A 16564-nucleotide genomic window follows, 5' to 3' on the forward strand; every position below is an offset into this window, starting at 1 on the left:
CTAACCTTCGCCTAAGGCTTCGGCAAGGGGTTGGACGAAGTGCGTACGAGTTGTTGCCCGCCGTTCGGGATCGCGAACGGGCTTACGGCGAAAGGGAGATGAGATCTTGCGGTACGGGCGTGTCAGGCCGGCGGTGCCGTACGGCTGCCCGCCCGCGGGCGCCGCACCGTCCGCTGCCCGACCGATTGCAGCGCCCCCTCCAGGGCGAACGTGGCCGCGCCGAGGGACACCGGGTCGGTGGGGATCGGGGAGAGGACGATCTCGGTGGCGGCCAGCGGCCGGCGCAGCGCGTGCCGGGCGACCGCCCGGCGGACCTCGTCGAGCAGCGGCTCGCCCAGCCGGGCGGCCACCCAGCTGCTGAGCACGACCACTTCGGGATTGAGCAGATTGATCAGGTCGGCGATGCCCGCGCCGAGGTATCGGGCGGTGTCCTGGACCACCTTGAGCGCCACCGGGTCCTGCCCGGCGACCGCGCGGGCCAGCGCGTCGATGGTGGCCGTCTGGTCCTGGGGGCACAACAGCGCGGAACCGGGGTCGAGTTCGCTCAGGTTCCGCATGATGCCGGGCGCCCCGACGTACGTCTCGACACAGCCGTGGTTGCCGCAGTGGCAGGGCCGGCCGTCCAGGACGAGCGTGGTGTGCCCCCACTCGCCGGCGCTGTTGCTGACCCCTCTGTGCAGCCCGCCGCCGAGCGCGAGCCCGGCTCCGACCCCGGTGCCGAGGTTGACCACCACGGCGTCCCCGCGGCCCCGCGCCGCCCCGAACCACAGCTCGGCCACCGCGCAGGCACGCAACGGATTGTCCAAGTAGAGCGGATAGGCGATGTGTTCGGCGAGCAGATCGAGCAACGGCACGTCGTGCCAGTCCCAGTTGGGCGCGTACTCGGCGACCCCCGAGTCCCGGTCCACCTGGCCCGGCACGCTGACCCCGACGCCGAGCACCCGGGCCGCCTCGACGCCCGCCTGGGCGACCACCGAGCCGACCGCGGCGGCGACATGCCCCACCACCTGCTCGGGCCGGCTCTCCCCGGGCCGCATGTCCTCGTCGGCCCGGGCCAGCACGTTCAGCGCCAGGTCGAACAGCTCGACATGGACGTACGTCTCCGCGATGTCCACGCCGATCAGCGCGCCGCCCGACGCGTTGACGGCGACCAGCCCCCGGGGACGGCCGCCGGCCGAGTCCTCGAAACCCACCTCCGTGATCATGCGGAGGTCCAGCAGCTCGCCGACGAGTGTGGCCACCGTGGCCAGGCTCAGCCCGGTGGCGGCGGCCAGCTCCTGCCGGGAGGTGGGGGACTCGGCGATGATCTGGCGCAGCACCTCGTAGCGGTTCGCGGTGCGGATGTCGCGCGATGTGCGCTTCACGCGGCGGCCCCTCTCTTCCCGTCCGGCCCGGCCCAGGCGGCATGACACCGGCGCGGCGCCAGGCTATGGGCTGGGTATCGGGTTCGACAAGGGGTTAGGAAAGGGGGTGGAGGAAGTGCGGCGGTCCGCCCGTGCAGGTCGGCGTGGCAGACCGGTCCTTCCGCACGGCGGGTTGGCCCGTCGCCGTGGCGGGCCGGTCCTTCCCCACCGTGGGTCGGCCGGTCGCCGTGCCTGGCCGACCCACCGTTGCCGTCACTCCCCGAGGAGATCCCGCACGAAGCCGTTGGTGAACGTACCCGCCGGGTCCAGCGCGCGGGCCAGCGCGCGGAAGTCGGCGAGCCGGGCGTACCGGTCGCGGAGGTCCGCCGCCGGGATGCCGAAGACCTTTCCCCAGTGCGGGCGCGGATCGAACGGGGCCAGTGCCTCCTCCAGCCGGCGCACCACCGGCAGCACCGCCGGCTCGTCGCGCACCCAGGTGAAGTGCAGCGCGACCGAGTCCCGGGCGTGGGCGGGGCTGAGCCACTGCGCGTCGGCGGCGATCGTGCGCACCTCACAGATCTGGAGCACCCCGGCGACCGTCTCCCGGATGGCGTCCACCGCGTGCAGCGCGTCCAGCGCGGCCACGCGCGGCAGCAGGTACTCCGACTGGATCTCCTCGCCGTTGCTGGGCGTGAACTCGGCCCGGAAGTGCGGCAGTCGCTCGTGCCAGGGCCCCGGCACCCCCAACTGACGCGTGCAGTTGGCGGCGGGCATCCCCGGCACCGGATGCAGCGCCTCGGTCGCCGGCTCCGCCCACGGGAAGTCCACCGCCGGCTGATCGGTCCGGCGCTTGACCCACACCTGCCTGAAGCCCGGCCGCCGCCAGTCGGTGAACAGGCTCACGCTGTACGCCGACCCCGCCACCGCCTCGAAGTCCAGCCCCTCCAGCGGCAGATCGGTGAACACGTGCTGCTCGACCTCGTAGGCCGGTTCCAGGTCCAGGGTGAGGGCGGTGACCACACCGAGGGCGCCGAGCGAGGTCACGGCGCCGTCGAAGCGGGCGTCCCCGCGGCCTGTCGTGACCGTCGAGCCGTCGGCGGTGAGCAGCTCCACCTCCCGCACGGCCACCGCGAGGGGAGCGTTGTGCACCCCGGAGCCATGGGTGCCGGTCGCCACCGAGCCCGCCACCGAGATGTGCGGCAGCGAGGCCATGTTGGGCAGGGCGAGCCCCCGGGCGTGCACCGCCTGGGCGAGTTCGGCGTACCGGACGCCCCCGGACACCCGGACCGTACGGGCCGCGGTGTCCACGTCGATCACCGGCGGCAGACCGGCGATCGACACCAGCACCCCCTCCTCGCCGGGGTCGGCGATCCGGTTGAAGGAGTGCCCGCTGCCCAGGACCCGCACCTTCGGGCTGCCCACCACCACCGCCCGCAGCTCCTGTACCGACCGCGGGCGGTGGAACTCCTTGACCGTGTAGGTGACGCTGCGCGCCCAGTTGGTGACCGTCTCCGTCACGTCCGTCATCCTGTCTCCCGCAAGTCGTGATCCATTGACCCTCTCATCGGCCGGGACCTACCGTAGAGAACGGTTGCTGTCCGTGCGTCACCGAGCCGGGAGGCCCTTTCCTTGACCGAGCGGCCCCGCGCCCTGTTCGCCATGACAGCCCGGAACGTGCCGGAGGTGTTCCCGCCGAAGCTGCTGGAGCGGCTGCGGGCGTGCGTGGACGTCGATCCCGCCCTGGTCGCCGAGGACTTCACCGAGCCCCGGGTACGGGAAGCGCTCGCCCGGACCGAGATCCTCATCACCGGCTGGGGCTGCCCCCGCCTGGACCCGGACGTCCTGGACGCGGCCCCCCGCCTGCGGGCCGTGCTGCACGCGGCCGGCTCGGTCAAGGGGTTCACCACCCCCGAGGTGTGGCGGCGGGGCATCACCGTCTCCTCGGCCGCCGAGGCCAACGCCCTGCCCGTCGCCGAGTACACCCTGGCCATGATCCTGCTCGCCGGCAAGGACGTCTTCGCCCTCCGCGACGAGACGCGCGCCCGGCGCGCCTTCCCCTACGACGGCATCCTCCCCGGCATCGGCAACCACGGCCGCCGCGTCGGCGTCGTCGGCGCCTCCCGGGTCGGCCGCCGCCTGATCGAGCTGCTCCGCCCGCACGACCTCGACGTCACGCTCGCCGACCCGTACGTGGACGCCGCCGAGGCCGCCCGGCTCGGCGTACGGCTGCTGCCGCTGGACGACCTGCTGCGCACCTGCGACATCGTCAGCCTGCACGCGCCGCGGACCGCCGAGACCCACCGGCTGATCGACGCCCGCCGGCTCGGCCTGATGCGCGACGGAGCCGTGCTGATCAACACCGCGCGCGGTGCCCTGGTCGACCACGAGGCGCTGATCGCGCACCTGCGCTCCGGACGGCTGAGCGCCGTCCTGGACGTGACCGACCCCGAGCCGCTGCCCGCCGGCTCCGCGCTGTACGACCTGCCGAACGCCTTCGTCACCCCGCACCTGGCGGGCTCGCTGGGCAACGAGGTGGCCCGCCTCGGCCGGGCGATGGTGGAGGAGGCCGAGCGGCTGTCGTCCGGCGAGGCACTGCGGCACAGGGTCGACGAGACGGTACTGGAACGCACGGCCTGAACACCGACGGCGGCAACGAGTCCCGTCGTCCGTTCGGCAAGGTGCGGGGGAATCCGCTCTGGGGCGCCCGCGTACCCGAACCCGGCACTGCCGCCCGGCACCGTGGTCCCCGAACACAGTGCGCGCCGGGCGGGGACCCGGCACGGCGGGCGGCCTCCCGGTCTGCGTGACCGTCACCCACGTCGACGGGCTGGTCCTCGCCCGCTCCGTGTTCGAGCACGGGGTGAACCACCGCAGCGCCATGATCCACGGCGACGCGCGCAAGGTCACCGACCCCGGGAAGAAGCTGGAGGGGCTGCGCCGGCTCACCGGGCACGCCACCCCCGGACAGTGGTCCTGCGCCCGCCGCCCGAACCGCAGGGAACCCGCCGCCACCACCGTCCTCGCCCTCTCCCTCGAAGAGGCGTCCGTCAAGATCCGCACCGGCGCCCCCGACGACGGCGACGGCCCCGACGCCGCGCTCGGCCTGTGGGCCGGCGTCCGGCCGCTGACCGGGGCCTGGGGCGCCCCCGTACCCGGCCCGGACTGCCGCCCGGCACCGCCGTACCCGACCGCATCGCGCGCCGGGCGGGGACCCGGCACGGCTGACGTCCGGGCGGGGGCATACGGTGTGATCCGTACGCCTGAACCGGGAGGAGAAAGACGAATGGGCAGTCGTACCGCGCTGGTCGAGGATCTGATGCAGCGGTTCCCGCACGTCCCGCGGGAAGCCGTCTTCAAAGAGGACCTGCTGCGGGGCGGTGTCGCCTTCGACAAGTCCGCCCTGAGCGATACCGCCAACGAGGCGGCCGGGGACGTCAAGCCGAAGTCCTACTTCATCTTCTCCTTCGACCACGGCACCCTGCCCGAGCTGGGCGAGGCCGCGCTGCGCCGGCCCCCGGAGGAGATCATCCTCACCGGCGGCCCGTACGACCTGCGGCGCACCGTCGTCTCCGTACGGGTGAACCCCACCTCGCCGTACCGGGTCGCCGCCGACGAGGAGGGGCTGCTCGGGCTCTACCTCGACGGCACGCGCATCGCCGACGTCGGCGTCCCGCCGATGCCCGAGTACTACCGGCACACCCTGTCCAACGGGAAGTCCGTGATGGAGGTCGCACCGACCATCCAGTGGGGCTACCTGATCTATCTCACCGTCTTCCGGGTCTGCCAGTACTTCGGCGCCAAGGAGGAGTGCCAGTACTGCGACATCAACCACAACTGGCGCCAGCACAAGGCGGCCGGGCGGCCGTACACCGGGGTCAAGGACGTCGAGGAGGTCCTCGAGGCCCTGGAGATCATCGACCGGTACGACACCCAGAAGGCGTCCACCGCCTACACCCTCACCGGCGGCGCGATCACGTCCAAGGTCGCGGGCCGGGACGAGGCCGACTTCTACGGCCACTACGCCAAGGCCATCGAGGAGCGCTTCCCGGGCCGCTGGATCGGCAAGGTCGTCGCCCAAGCGCTGCCCAAGGCGGACGTACAGCGGTTCAAGGACTACGGCGTGCAGATCTACCACCCCAACTTCGAGGTGTGGGACCGCCGGCTGTTCGAGCTGTACTGCCCCGGCAAGGAGCGCTACGTCGGCCGGGACGAGTGGCACCGCCGCATCCTGGACTCCGCCGAGGTCTTCGGCGCGCGCAACGTCATCCCGAACTTCGTGGCGGGCGTGGAGATGGCCGAGCCCTTCGGCTTCACCACCGTGGACGAGGCCATCGCCTCCACCACCGAGGGCCTGCGCTTCTTCATGTCCCACGGCATCACGCCCCGCTTCACCACCTGGTGCCCGGAGCCCACCACCCCGCTCGGCAAGGCCAACCCGCAGGGCGCGCCGCTGGAGTACCACATCCGCCTGCTGGAGGCCTACCGGCAGACCATGGACGACTTCGGCCTGTCCTCCCCGCCCGGCTACGGCCCGCCCGGACCCGGCCGCGCCGTGTTCTCCGTCAGCTCCTTCATGGACAGCCTGCCCGCGGACGAACCGGACGGTGAGCGACTCGACGGGGCGGCGTCCGCGGCGAGTTGAGGAGCCGGGAGAAAATCCTTTGACGCACGGCCCCGGCCGCGGGCTAGAGTTGGGCCACACGCCGAGGTGGCGTGCGAACGACGAGTGAGAACGAGGAGGTGTCGACCGATGGCTGTCACTGTGCTGGGCGCTGCCCTCATCCAGGAACTCCTCAAGTCCACCTCCGTGGCCACCGGCTGAACCCACCGCGCGTCGTGCGCGTGTGTCCGGGGCCGCCCTTGTGAAGGGTCTCTCCCGTTGTCTTCCACCTCTGCTGTGTTCTCCGCGCTCGCTCCCTACGGCTGGGACGAGGACTGGGCCGCCGCGTTCGCCCCGTACGAGGCCGACGGGCTGGTGCCCGGCCGGGTCGTGCGGGTCGACCGGGGCCAGTGTGACGTCGTCACCGCGGCCGGCACCGTCCGGGCCGACACCGAGTACGTCGTGCCCCGCGACCCGATGAAGGTCGTGTGCACCGGGGACTGGGTCGCCGTCGACCCCGACGGCGACCCGCGCTACGCCCGCGCCTACCTGCCCCGCCGCACCGCCTTCGTCCGCTCCACCTCCTCCAAGCGGTCCGAGGGACAGATCCTCGCCGCCAATGTCGACCACGCCGTCGTCGCCGTGTCCCTCGCCGTGGAACTCGACCTCGGCCGCGTCGAACGGTTCCTCGCCCTCGCCTGGGAGTCCGGCGCCCAGCCCGTCGTCGTCCTCACCAAGGCCGACCTCGTGCCCGACCCGGTCACCCTCGCCCACCTGGTGCGGGACGTGGAGACGAGCGCGCCCGGCGTGCCCGTGATCGGCGTCAGCGCCCTGCACGGCGACGGGCTCGACGTGCTCGTGGCACTCGTCGGCTCCGGTACGAGCGTGCTGCTCGGCCAGTCCGGCGCCGGCAAGTCCACCCTCGCCAACGCGCTCGTCGGCGCGGACGTCATGGACGTACAGGCCGCCCGGGACGTCGACGGCAAGGGCCGGCACACCACCACCACCCGCAACCTGCTCCCTCTGCCCACCGGCGGGGTCCTCATCGACACCCCCGGGCTGCGCGGTGTCGGCCTCTACGACGCGGAGGGCGGCGTCGGACAGGTCTTCGCCGAGATCGAGGAGCTCGCCGAGGGGTGCCGGTTCCACGACTGCGCCCACGAGAGCGAGCCGGGGTGCGCGGTGCGCGCCGCCGTGGCCGACGGCCGTCTTCCCGAGCGCCGGCTGGACAGCTACCGCAAGCTGATGCGGGAGAACCAGTGGATCGCCGCCAAGACCGACGCCCGGGTCCGCGCGGAACTCCGCCGGGACTGGAAGCGGAAGGGCGCCGAGGGCAGGGCGGCGATGGAGGCCAAGCGCGGCCGCTGGAGCTAGGTGTCCGATTCCCGCTGGCCCCGTCCCTCCCGTGCGGCCCACACTGGGACACGTGAAGGACGAAGACAGCAGGTACGAGGCGGTACGCAGCCGGGACGCGCGGTTCGACGGAGTGTTCTTCTTCGCCGTCGAGACCACCGGCATCTACTGCCGTCCCAGCTGCCCGGCCGTGCCGCCGAAACGGCACAACGTACGGTTCTTCGCGACGGCCGCCGCCGCGCAGCGCTCCGGTTTCCGGGCCTGCCGGCGGTGCCGGCCGGACGCCGTGCCCGGCTCGGCCGAGTGGAACGTCCGCGCGGACGTCACCGGCCGGGCCATGCGCCTGATCGCCGACGGCGTCGTGGACCGCGAGGGCGTCGCCGGGCTCGCCGCGCGGCTCGGCTACAGCGCCCGGCAGGTGCAGCGCCAGCTCACCGCCGAACTGGGGGCCGGACCCGTGGCGCTCGCCCGGACCCAGCGCGCGCACACCGCGCGCGTGCTGCTCCAGACCACCGGACTGCCGGTGACCGAGATCGCTTTCGCGTCCGGTTTCAACAGCCTCCGCCAGTTCAACGACACCATCCGCGAGGTCTACGCCGCGACCCCGACCGAGCTGCGGGCCGCCGCCGGCGGGGACCGGGCCGCCCGCCGGGCCACCCCCGGCACGGGCATCCCGCTCCGGCTCGCCCACCGCGGCCCCTACCAGGCGGCGGCCGTCTTCGACCAGCTCGCCCGGGAGGCCGTCCCCGGCGTCGAGGAGGTGACCGGCGCGCCCGGCGCCCGCACCTACCGGCGCACCCTGCGGCTGCCCTACGGCACCGGGATCGCCGCCGTCCGGGAACGCGTCCACGGCACCCGGTCCCGCGGCGGAACCCACCCGGGCGGCTGGCTCGACGCCCGGCTGCGCCTCACCGACCCCAGGGACCTCACCACCGCCGTGCAGCGACTGCGCCGGCTGTTCGACCTCGACGCCGACCCGTACGCGGTCGACGAACGGCTCGGCGCCGACCCCCGGCTCGCCCCGCTCGTCGCCGCCCGCCCCGGGCTGCGCTCGCCCGGCGCCGTGGACCCACTGGAGCCCGCCGTGCGCGCCCTGGCCGGCGCCGGAGGCGCCGGGGAACTGGTACGCCGGTACGGCAAACCGCTCGACGCGCCGCACGGCGGCCTCACCCACCTCTTCCCCGAGCCCGCCGTCCTCGCCGAGGCCGAGCCCGGCGGCCCCCTGGGCGCGCTCGCCGCCGCCCTCGCCGACGGCACCGTACGGCTCGACCCGGGCGCCGACCGGCACACCGCCGAGGAGGCCCTGCTCGCCCTGCCCGGCATGGACCCGGACACCGTCGCGACCCTCCGCGTCCGCGCCCTCGGCGACCCCGACGTCGCCCCGCCCGGCGCCGGCCTCCCCGACACCTGGCGGCCCTGGCGGTCGTACGCCGTCCGGCACCTGCGGGTGGCGGGGGAGCCGATCCCCTGAGTGCCGGGCCCACCGGGAAGCACCGACCCCATCACCCACGAAGCGAGGAACACCGGTCCGATGACCACCGTGTACTACACCCACCTGGACGCCCCCGTCGGGCCGCTGCTGCTCACCGCGGACGCGGACGGCGCGCTCACCTCGCTGTCCGTGCCCGGGCAGAAGGGCGGGCGGAGCGTGCGCGACGACTGGCGGGCCGACCCCGGCCCGTTCCGGGCCGCCGCCGAGCAGCTCGCCGCGTACTTCGCCGGCGAGCGGACCGAGTTCCGGCTGCCGCTGCGGGCCTCCGGCACCGAGTTCCGGCGGGCGGTGTGGGCCGCGCTGGACGAGGTGCCCTACGGCACCACCGTCACCTACGGGGAGATCGCCGCCCGGATCGGCGCGGCCCGCGTCGCCGTGCGCGCCGTCGGCGGGGCGATCGGCGCCAACCCGCTGCTCATCCTGCGCCCCTGCCACCGGGTGATCGGCGCGAACGGCACGCTGACCGGGTACGCGGGCGGACTCGAACGCAAACTCCGCCTGCTCACCCTGGAGGGCGCCCTCCACCCCGGGACGCCCGCACACCCGCGGGGCACGCCGTCCGGTCCCGCGGACTAGAGGGGGGAACAGCCCCTCGCGTGGGTCGGGGCTAGCCTCCTGACATGGAAACAGTCCTGGTGAGTGCGTGTCTGCGCGGGGTGCCGTGTCGATTCGACGGTCGGCACAAGGCGTCCCCGGAGGTCGAGGCCCTGGTCGCCGGCCGTGACCCGGTCTCCTTCTGCCCGGAGACCGCGGGTGGCCTCACGACCCCGAGGCGCCCCGCCGAGCTGGTCGGCGGCGACGGGCACGCCGTGCTCGACGGCGTGGCACGCGTGGTCGACGACATGGGCCGTGACGTGACGGCGGAGTTCGTCGCCGGAGCCCGCCTCGCGCTCGCGGCGGCCCGGCGCGGCGGCTGCCGGGAGGCCCTGCTGATGCCGCGCAGCCCCTCGTGCGGCCGCGGCACGGTCCACGACGGCTCGTTCACCGGACGGCTGACGGCAGGCGACGGAGTCACCGCGGCCCTGCTCGAGCGGAACGGCATCACGGTCCGGCCCGCGCCCGGAGCGTGAACGACCGGGCGTTCAACGGCTTGTCACGGCTTGCCCCAGTGGCTCGGCTCGTCCGGCGGCTCCGGGAGGAGGGCCGGGTCCGGTGGCGATGACCCCCCACCCGCCCCGGACGGCCACGGCCAAGCGGGCGGAGCCGGGCGACGGCCCTACTTGGATTCGACCCGTCCGAACGGGTTGGGGCCGGCCGTCAGCGCTTCGCGGGCCGTCTGCCAGGCGGAGTCCCCGGGGTAGAGCTCGCCGCGCAGGTAGGCCCAGGCGAGCGTGGCGACGGCGGCGACCCGCTCGGGGTTCTCGTCCGTGGTTTCGGCGACGTCGTATCCGGAGATCCCTCCGAGCCCGTGTTCCGCGTCGAACAGGGTGAGCAGGGACTTGGGGCCGGGGGAGAGGACGTAGGGGTCGGTGTGCCAGTCCGGGCCGCTGACCGTCAGGAAGGCGGAGGCGTCCTTGTCTCCGGCGACCACGAGCGCGGGCGTCGTCATCGTGGAGAAGTCGGTGGTCAGGAAGAAGGAGTAGTTCTCGGCGGCGAACTCGGTGAGGGCGTCGCCGCCCCGGCCGGGCGCGGCGAGCAGGACACCCGCCTTGATCCGGGAATCGGCCAGGTTCACCGTGGTTCCGTCGTGGGGATCGGTGAGCCGGGCGCCGAGCAGCAGGCTCGCGGTGTGCCCGCCCATGGAGTGCCCTGCGACGGCGACCCGGCTGCGGTCCAGGCGGCCGGCGAGCTGCGGGACGGCGTCCTCGATCAGGTGGAGCTGGTCGAGGACGCGCGTCATGTCCTCGGCCCGGGTGCGCCAGTGGGGGACGGCGCCGGGGGCGTCGGGTTCCAGGTTCAGCGTCCTGGAGTCCAGGTGGGTGGGCTGGATGACGACGAAGCCACGTGCGGCCCAGAAGTTCGCGAGCGGGGCGTAGCCGTTCAGCGAGGAGAGGTTGTTGGAGAAGCCGAGACCGTGCGAGAGGAGGATGACCGGCAGCTCGCTCCCGGTCACCGGCGCGGAGACACGTACCTGGAGGTCCATGGCGCGGCCGGGGGCCGGCAGCACCACCGGGCTGACCGAGAGGACAGGGGTGGGCGAGTGGAGGGTGTCGGTCGTATAAGCAGGTGCACTCATGAGGAGCATGCCCTTCGATGGCCCCGCCGCCGTCCGAGTCCGGCGGCGGGGATGGCGGAGCGCCCGCAGTCAGCTAACCTGAAAGCGGATCGTTGTTCCGATTAAAATATGGAACGCTGATCCGTTTCGTCAATGGCCGCCGGAAGGAGAACGTGGTGCCCGCAGCAGGCCCGGCCGGAGGAGGGTCCGCCCACAGCAAGCGAGCAGACGCGCTGCGCAACCAGCAGGCGCTGCTCGACGCCGCCGCTGAGGTGTTCGTGGTCTCGGGGATCGACGCGCCGATCCGTCAGATCGCCGCCCGGGCGGGTGTCGGGCTGGGGACGCTCTACCGCCACTTCCCCACCCGGGCGGACCTCGTCACCGCCGTCTATCACCACCAGATCGAGGCCTGCGCCGAGGCCGGCCCGAAGCTGCTGGCCGATGCCGCCTCCCCGTTCGACGCGCTGCGCCAGTGGGTCGGCCTCTTCACCGACTTCCTGGTCACCAAGCACGGACTCGCCGACGCCCTCCAGTCCGACAGCGACCGTTTCGCCACGCTGCACACGCACTTCCTGGACCGGCTGTTGCCCGTCTGCGCCCAACTGCTCGACGCCGCCGTCGCCGCGGGCGACATCAGGCCCGGCATACAGCCCTACGAACTCATGCGCGGCATCGGCAACCTCTGCATCGGCCACGACAGCGACCCCACCCGCTACGACCCCCGAAGGCTGATCGAACTGCTCCTTCACGGGTTGCGGCCGGCGGGCAACTGACCGTCCTGTCACGGGAACCCGGCCCGTACGCGGGCACCGGCGTCACTCCGCCGGACCCGGTCCGACCGGACCGGGCTCCTGTTCCCCCGCGCCGGACACGGTCCGGCGTCCGGTCAGTCCAGTGCACGCACCACCAGACGCGCCACGCCCGCGATGCCTCGCCCGACCCACCCCAGCACCCCCGTGTTCACCGCGAGGTCGGCGACGTCCGCGGTCGTGTCCGCCCGGTCCCACCCGGAGTCGCACCGGGAACACGACCGAGGCCGACGCCGCTTCCGCTCCCCGCACCTCTTGCACACCGCCATCGCCTCGTTCTCCCCTCCCAGGACACCGGCGGCAGGGCGCCGCAAGCGTCGAACACCCATCCGGTCGTGGCCCCAAAGGTAACCGGACCGGGCGGCGAGCACGCTGAACGAATCATGAACGCGCCGGGCTCTCCATTACGCCGAACGGGTGGATGTCGGGGCGGCGGACGGCGTGTCGGCCACGGTTGTGGCACCTTCGCTGCGAAGGGCGTCCTCGATCGGCGTCCTTGAAGGGCGGGCACACATGGCCAAGGTCGTACGGGTTCTCGCGGTCCTCCTTCCGCTGCTGCCGGCGGCCCTCATGACACCGGCCGCCGCCCAGCCGGCCCCGCCGTCCTGGACCGGCAGCTGGGAGACGGCACCCTCCGGCACCGCCGCCGCGCTGCCCGGCGCCGCCTTCCGCAACGTCGTCCACCTCAGCGTCGGCGGCACGGCCGTCCGGGTCCGGCTCAGCAACCGGCTCGGTACCCGGCCGCTCCGCCTCGACGCCGTCACCGTCGCGCTGCGGCGCGCGGCCGGCCCCGCCGCCCTGCCCGGCACCCTGCGCACCGCCACCTTCCACGGCGCCCCCGAGGTGACCGTCCCGCCGGGCGCGGACACCGTCAGCGACGCGGTGCCGCTGCCCGTGCCGTCCGCGGCCGACCTGCTCGTCACCGTGTACACCCCGGAGGACTCCGGACCCGCCACCTACCACCGCACCGCCCTCCAGACCAGCTACCTGGCCCCGGCGGGCGCCGGCCGGGCCGCCGACGAGGACGGCACCGCGTACACGCTGACCACCAGCCGCTGGTACTACGTCACCGGTGTCGACGTCCGCGGGCCCGCCGCCGGCAGCGTCGTCGCGTTCGGGGACTCGCTCACCGACGGCAACGGCTCCACCCCCGACACCAACCGCCGCTGGCCCGACCGGCTCGCCCAGCGGCTGCGCGGACACCGGCTCGGTGTCCTGAACGCCGGTGTCGCCGGCAACCGCCTGCTGCGCGACGGCACCGGACCGAGCGCCCTCGCCCGCCTGGACGCCGACGCCCTGGACCGGGCCGGGGTGCGGGCCCTGGTCGTCTTCGAGGGCATCAACGACATCAAGGGCACCCCGCAGGCGTACGACCCCGCCGCCTACGCCGACGCCTACCGCGTCCTGGTGGCCCGCGCCCACGCCCGCGGCATCCCGGTCGTCGGCGTCACCCTCACCCCGTACGGCGGCTACCCCGCCTGGACCCCGGCCGGCGAGGAGGTACGGCTGCGGGTGAACGCCTTCATCCGCACCGGCGGTGCCTTCGACGCCGTGGCCGACGCGGACGCCGCCGTCCGCGACCCGGCCGACCCCACGCGCATCCGGCCCGCCTACGACCCCGGCGACCACCTGCACTTCAACGACGCCGGCATGGCCGCCGTGGCCGACACCGTCCGCCACGCCTTGACCCGGCCTCGTCACTCCGTCGCCGTTTCCCCGCACTTCTCCGAGGCCCTCACCACGCCGAACACCACCGGGTAACCGGTGATCTGCTGGTTCGGCCCCGGCCGGGAGGTGCAGATCCGCCACGCCGCGAGGTCGTCCACCCGGCGGCCCCGCCCGCTCGCGTCCTCGAAGGTCATCTCCAGTGTGGAGCCCATCTGTTCGTACGCCCGCCCGGCGTTGCCGCCGATGACGTCGGGCATGGTGGCGGTGACCGGCCGGGCGCTCGCCGGGCGATGCGTCCCGGCGCTCGCCGGACCGGTCGAGGTGCTCGCCGGGCCGTCCGGCACCGAGGACGCGCCGCAGGCGGTGACCGAGGCCAGGAGCAGGGTGGCGAGGGCGGGTCTCAAGTACGCGGTGACGGTCATGTTCTCCCCAGCGTGACGACGGTCGGCACAGTATTCACGACGCACGACGGGACGCACGATCCACGGGGGGACGCCGGCAGGCACCGCCGGTCACGACCGGGGGCGGTCCCGCGTCAGTGGCGTTCCCCACGGGACACCCAGCCCCGTTCCCGGGCGTGCCAGCCCAGTTGCATCCGGGTGCTCACCCCCGCCAGCTCCATCAGCCGCCGCACCCGGCGCTGTACGGTCCGCAGCCCCACGTCGAGCTGTTTGGCCACGCTCGCGTCGGTCAGCCCCGCCAGCAGCAGCGAGAGCACCTCCAGATCGGTGGCGTCGGGCCCGCCCGGCGGCTCCTCGGTCACCCCCTCGGCGCCCAGCCGCAGCGGCAGCGCGTCCCGCCACACCGACTCGAACAGCCCGGCGAGCAGCTCCAGCAGCCCGCTGGCGTGCACCACCAGCGCGGCCGGTTCGGCGGACTTCGAGGTCAGCGGCACCAGCGCGAGCGAACGGTCGGCCACCACCAGCTTCGTCGGCACCCGGTCCACCACCCGGACCCGCTCGTCCCGGCCGAGCGCCGCCCGCAGCTCGGTCAGCCCGTGCGGCCGGTCCAGCACCGCGCGCTCCACCACCACCCGGTAGCGCACCCCGCGCCCGGCCGCCTGCTCCTCCGCCTCGTTCTCCATCCCGGACACCACCATCGGGTCGCCGGTCACCAGCGCGCACACCTCCTCCGTCGCCCCGAGTTGGAGCTGGAGGAAGCGCTGGGTGACCGCCGAGGCCCCGGTCACCACCTCCACCAGGTCGTGCACCGCCGGTTCCGCCGCCGTCGCCCGGTACTCCTCCGCGAGCAGCGCCGCCGTCAGCTCCGCCTGCTCCAGCTCGTGCCGCCGCTGGGTGAGCAGGGCGGCCAGGGCCACCCCGGGCGGCGCCGCGACCCAGCGGCCCGGCCGGGCCGGGGACTGGGCCGCCAGGCCGTGCCGTTCCAGCCGGCGCAGCGCCCGCTCGGCGTCCTGCTCGGCCAGCGTCAGACGCCGCGCCAGACCGGCCACGTCGGCCGCGCCCACGGACACCAGCGCCCGGTAGGCAGCCTCGTGCGTCTCGTCCAGGCCTATCGCTGCCAGCATCGCCCCGCGTTCCTCCCTGTGCGTCCACCCGGCGCAAACGAAAGCGGCGTGGCGGAAAACGGCCACGGCGCAAACCCGCCGCCGGACATCATCGTCGCGGTGACGGCGCGTCTGCCAAGGTGACAGCAGCCGCGGAACGCACGGCGGTTCACCTGGTTCACGGGCGCGATACCGGGGAACCCGGCTGCCGCGGTGGCCCGGCCCCGGACGTGTGCGAGCGCGTGGTAGGGGATCCGGGGCCGGGCCATCCCGGACGCCACCGGGCGGTCCTCCCGTGGGGGGTGGGACCGCCCGGTGGCCAACAGCCTTGACTCGTAAGGCGGTTCGATACCTCATCCGACGAGCCGGGCGAAGCGGGGGGCGGGTGTGCCGGAATTTCCCGGTGCCCGGTTTTTCCGCGGCCCTTGTGGTGACAATCAGGGGCATGAGCCAGCAGGGTGCGCGTCCCGCTCGTCAAGACGACGACTGGTGGGGGGAGTTGTACGACGGCACCACACCGGACACGGGCCCCGTGCAGGCGCCCGACTCCCTGGACGACCGGTTCGCCTCGGCACGGAACGCGGTGACGGAACGGCCAAGGCCGCCGGAGCCGTCGCCGTCCCCGCCCCCGGAACCGGAGCGGACCGGACCGCCGCCCCCGGACCACCCCGTCGCCCCCGCGGACCTCCCGGACTACGTCGGCTCCGGCCCGCCCACCTACGACCCCGAGCCCACCGCGCTCCCGCGCGCCGACCCGGACGCGCTGGACGGCCTGGTCCCGGACACCGTGCTGGACGGCGCCCGGTACGGGGCGTGCACGCTGCGGGCCGTGTCGCAGCGCGGGGACTCGGCGCGCTACCGGGGCGAGCCCCGCCGGGACGCGCTGCTCACCGCGCGCTTCGGGGCCGGGGACCAGGCGCTGGTCCTGGTCGCGATGGCGACCGGCGCCCGGGCCGTGCCCGGCGCGCACCTGGCGGCGGCCGAGGCGTGCCGGGGGATCGCGCGGGCGGTGGGCCGCAGCCACCAGCGGCTCGCCCAGGACATCCGGGCGGCCCGGCGCGGCGACCTGAGGTCCGGTCTGCACCGGCTCGCCGACCGCGCCCTGGGCGGGCTCCGGGCGGGCGCCGCCACCGACGCGCCCGCGGCCGGCCTCAGGTGTCTGCTGCTGCCCGCCGACCCGGACTGCCGTATCAGGGTCTTCTTCGGGGTCGGCGACGGCGGGCTGTTCCGGCTGCGGGACGGCGCCTGGCAGGACATCGAGCCGCGTCTGACGGCCGACACCACCGCCCCCGGCGCCCCGCCCGGCGACGACCGGACGGCCCCGGACCCCGGCTCCCCCCGGCCGGGTCCGCCCGACCCCCGGCCGCCCCGCGAGCCGTTCCGGTTCCGTGCCTCGGTAGCCCGCCCGGGTGATGTGCTGGTGCTGTGCACGGCGGGCCTGGCCGACCCGCTGCGCGAGGCGGAGGCCCTGCGCGCCCGCCTGGCCCGCCGCTGGTCCGGCGGCACCCCGCCCGGCCTCGCCGCCTTCCTCGCCGACGCCCGGGTACGGGTGAAGGGATACGCCGACGACCGTACGGCGGCGGCCGTGTGGGAGGCGTAACCCCGGCCCCTGTGGATTGATGGAAACGGCAGGGCCGTAT

At 74.3% G+C, this 16564-nt stretch carries 14 protein-coding genes and 1 pseudogene; 10 read left to right on the forward strand and 5 right to left on the reverse strand.

What is annotated here, in order from left to right; genetic code table 11:
* Positions 1-122: 122 nt before the first annotated feature.
* Both IE251_RS14730 and IE251_RS14735 read right to left on the reverse strand, forming a co-directional pair.
* The gene (locus IE251_RS14730; RefSeq protein WP_189753394.1) at positions 123-1364 is read right to left on the reverse strand and encodes an ROK family transcriptional regulator; all 1242 of its coding nucleotides are present in this window, start codon (positions 1362-1364) and stop codon (positions 123-125) included.
* A 252-nt stretch (positions 1365-1616) separates the two neighbouring features.
* On the reverse strand, positions 1617-2861 hold the full coding sequence (locus IE251_RS14735) for an FAD-binding protein (protein WP_434095169.1): 1245 nt from the start codon (positions 2859-2861) through the stop codon (positions 1617-1619).
* A 111-nt stretch (positions 2862-2972) separates the two neighbouring features.
* Between IE251_RS14735 and IE251_RS14740 the strand changes: the two genes are divergently transcribed.
* From IE251_RS14740 to IE251_RS14765, 7 genes and pseudogenes are all read left to right on the forward strand, one after another.
* Positions 2973-3980 carry a hydroxyacid dehydrogenase gene (locus tag IE251_RS14740; protein ID WP_189753396.1) on the forward strand — a complete coding sequence of 336 codons (1008 nt, stop codon included), beginning with the start codon at positions 2973-2975 and terminating at the stop codon, positions 3978-3980.
* 118 nt (positions 3981-4098) lie between these two features.
* Positions 4099-4383: pseudogene (locus IE251_RS40985) on the forward strand (pyridoxamine 5'-phosphate oxidase family protein); the annotation flags it as partial.
* A 243-nt stretch (positions 4384-4626) separates the two neighbouring features.
* The gene (locus IE251_RS14745) at positions 4627-5985 is read left to right on the forward strand and encodes a radical SAM protein (protein WP_229896791.1); all 1359 of its coding nucleotides are present in this window, start codon (positions 4627-4629) and stop codon (positions 5983-5985) included.
* Between the two features lie 237 nt (positions 5986-6222).
* Positions 6223-7317 carry a ribosome small subunit-dependent GTPase A gene (gene rsgA / locus IE251_RS14750; protein ID WP_189753398.1) on the forward strand — a complete coding sequence of 365 codons (1095 nt, stop codon included), beginning with the start codon at positions 6223-6225 and terminating at the stop codon, positions 7315-7317.
* Positions 7318-7369: 52 nt separating this feature from the next.
* Positions 7370-8767: a DNA-3-methyladenine glycosylase 2 family protein gene (locus IE251_RS14755; protein WP_189753399.1), complete on the forward strand. Its 1398-nt coding sequence runs from the start codon at positions 7370-7372 to the stop codon at positions 8765-8767.
* 60 nt (positions 8768-8827) lie between these two features.
* Positions 8828-9364, forward strand: coding sequence for a methylated-DNA--[protein]-cysteine S-methyltransferase (locus tag IE251_RS14760; protein ID WP_189753400.1), 537 nt, complete (start codon positions 8828-8830; stop codon positions 9362-9364).
* A gap of 44 nt (positions 9365-9408) precedes the next feature.
* Positions 9409-9858 carry a 2-thiouracil desulfurase family protein gene (locus tag IE251_RS14765; RefSeq protein WP_189753401.1) on the forward strand — a complete coding sequence of 150 codons (450 nt, stop codon included), beginning with the start codon at positions 9409-9411 and terminating at the stop codon, positions 9856-9858.
* 146 nt (positions 9859-10004) lie between these two features.
* Here the strand turns inward: IE251_RS14765 and IE251_RS14770 are convergent, their stop codons facing one another.
* Complete coding sequence (locus IE251_RS14770; protein ID WP_189753402.1) at positions 10005-10964, reverse strand: alpha/beta hydrolase family protein; 960 nt, start codon at positions 10962-10964, stop codon at positions 10005-10007.
* 155 nt (positions 10965-11119) lie between these two features.
* Here IE251_RS14770 and IE251_RS14775 point away from each other — a divergent pair, with 155 nt between their 5' ends.
* Complete coding sequence (locus IE251_RS14775; RefSeq protein ID WP_189753403.1) at positions 11120-11716, forward strand: TetR/AcrR family transcriptional regulator; 597 nt, start codon at positions 11120-11122, stop codon at positions 11714-11716.
* Positions 11717-12265: 549 nt separating this feature from the next.
* Positions 12266-13513, forward strand: coding sequence for a GDSL-type esterase/lipase family protein (locus IE251_RS14780; RefSeq protein ID WP_189753404.1), 1248 nt, complete (start codon positions 12266-12268; stop codon positions 13511-13513).
* On the opposite strand, the gene IE251_RS14785 is transcribed toward IE251_RS14780, so the two are convergent.
* Together IE251_RS14785 and IE251_RS14790 are read right to left on the reverse strand one after the other, a co-directional pair.
* Positions 13450-13842: a hypothetical protein gene (locus IE251_RS14785; RefSeq protein WP_189753405.1), complete on the reverse strand. Its 393-nt coding sequence runs from the start codon at positions 13840-13842 to the stop codon at positions 13450-13452. The genes IE251_RS14780 and IE251_RS14785 overlap by 64 nt on opposite strands.
* Positions 13843-13955: 113 nt before the next feature.
* Positions 13956-14945 (reverse strand): helix-turn-helix transcriptional regulator, encoded by a 990-nt coding sequence (locus IE251_RS14790; RefSeq protein ID WP_189753406.1) that lies wholly within the window; start codon positions 14943-14945, stop codon positions 13956-13958.
* Between the two features lie 424 nt (positions 14946-15369).
* Between IE251_RS14790 and IE251_RS14795 the strand changes: the two genes are divergently transcribed.
* Entirely contained in the window at positions 15370-16524 is a 1155-nt protein-coding gene (locus tag IE251_RS14795) for a protein phosphatase 2C domain-containing protein (RefSeq protein WP_189753407.1), read from the forward strand.
* The last annotated feature ends 40 nt before the right edge of the window (positions 16525-16564 follow it).

This window comes from Streptomyces eurythermus (assembly GCF_014649115.1).
Lineage (GTDB): Bacteria > Actinomycetota > Actinomycetes > Streptomycetales > Streptomycetaceae > Streptomyces > Streptomyces eurythermus.

What these genes read in the sequence shown, in the direction of transcription:
- IE251_RS14785 (WP_189753405.1), bottom strand. Translation starts at nt 13,842, where the DNA reads ATGACCGTCACCGCGTACTTGAGACCCGCCCTCGCCACCCTGCTCCTG.
- IE251_RS14770 (WP_189753402.1), bottom strand. Translation starts at nt 10,964, where the DNA reads ATGAGTGCACCTGCTTATACGACCGACACCCTCCACTCGCCCACCCCT.
- IE251_RS14790 (WP_189753406.1), bottom strand. Translation starts at nt 14,945, where the DNA reads ATGCTGGCAGCGATAGGCCTGGACGAGACGCACGAGGCTGCCTACCGG.
- IE251_RS14765 (WP_189753401.1), top strand. Translation starts at nt 9,409, where the DNA reads ATGGAAACAGTCCTGGTGAGTGCGTGTCTGCGCGGGGTGCCGTGTCGA.
- IE251_RS14780 (WP_189753404.1), top strand. Translation starts at nt 12,266, where the DNA reads ATGGCCAAGGTCGTACGGGTTCTCGCGGTCCTCCTTCCGCTGCTGCCG.
- IE251_RS14795 (WP_189753407.1), top strand. Translation starts at nt 15,370, where the DNA reads ATGAGCCAGCAGGGTGCGCGTCCCGCTCGTCAAGACGACGACTGGTGG.
- IE251_RS14745 (WP_229896791.1), top strand. Translation starts at nt 4,627, where the DNA reads ATGGGCAGTCGTACCGCGCTGGTCGAGGATCTGATGCAGCGGTTCCCG.
- IE251_RS14760 (WP_189753400.1), top strand. Translation starts at nt 8,828, where the DNA reads ATGACCACCGTGTACTACACCCACCTGGACGCCCCCGTCGGGCCGCTG.